Source organism: Neisseria sp. P0022.S010, assembly GCF_051956635.1.
Map to the genome: position 1 here is coordinate 1 of NZ_JBQCXF010000734.1, position 1,087 is coordinate 1,087.

General features: G+C 51.1%; 2 protein-coding genes. Both read right to left on the reverse strand.

Features of this window, described 5'->3' with window-relative positions:
- On the reverse strand, window positions 1-483 hold a 483-nt coding region (locus ACTHUT_RS21020; RefSeq protein WP_440419742.1), incomplete at its 3' end, for an SDR family NAD(P)-dependent oxidoreductase.
- A gap of 65 nt (window positions 484-548) precedes the next feature.
- Window positions 549-1,037: an ApeP family dehydratase gene (locus tag ACTHUT_RS21025; protein ID WP_003685755.1), complete on the reverse strand. Its 489-nt coding sequence runs from the start codon at window positions 1,035-1,037 to the stop codon at window positions 549-551.
- Window positions 1,038-1,087: the final 50 nt, after the last annotated feature.

Here is a 1,087-nt window from a genome sequence, read left to right on the forward strand (position 1 = left end):
GATCAGGCCCGCTTTGGACGCGCTGTAATTGACCTGACCGCGGTTGCCCGTCAAACCGGACACCGACGCCATGCACACAATCCGTCCGGCTTTGCGGCGGCGGATCATCGGCATGGTCAAAGGGTGCAACACATTATAAAAACCATCCAAATTGGTACGCAGCACCAAGTCCCAATCGTCATCAGTAAAAGCAGGAAACGCATTGTCGCGCGTCAGTCCGGCATTCAGCACCACGCCGTAATATGTGCCGTTTACCTCAATGTCGGCAGTCAAAATTTCACGGCAGGCTTCACGGTCGGACACGTCAAACTGCAACACGCGCGCATTTCTACCCAATGTACGGATTTCTTCCGCAACGACTTCCGCTTCATCGCGACGGCTGCGGCAGTGGACGACAATATCAAAGCCATCTTGCGCCAAACCAAGCGCGACGGCTTTGCCGATACCGCGATTAGACCCTGTAATTAAAATAGTTTCACTCATACGTTTTCTCACTATATCGACAGGCCGTCTGAATCTTTGTCTTTTCAGACGGCCTTGTAAACGGTTTAAATGATTTGACCGTCTTTCGGACTGTACACATTCAAAGAAGCTTTTGCCAGTAAACCGTCCGGCGGCAACAGATGCTTCACATCCTCCGGCGCATCCGTCCAGCGCAACTCGCAATCAAATACACCCATACCGCCCAAATCCTGAATGGACACATGCGCCCTGACTTCCAACTCAGTACCGACAGGCACGGAATCGGCAAACAAATCCAGCTTGCGCGTTCCCAATAAAAAACCCAAGCGGACAGGTTCTCCGGCCTTTAAAGCCTCAATGCCTGCAAACGCGCCTATGCCCTGCGCCATCAATTCCATATAAGCCATAGACGGCAACACGCCGTCCTTCAGCAAAATATGCTTGTCGCCAACCGGCGCACGGCAAACCGTGTAGTCATCGCCAAATTCTTTCACACAATCGATTAGCACCATATGTCCGCTGTGCGGAAGCAGTGAAGCCACATCATAAATCGGGGCACTCGGTATTGAAGGCATAAAATGTCATCCGGGAATAAATTACGTTACAATATGCATTATAACAGAGC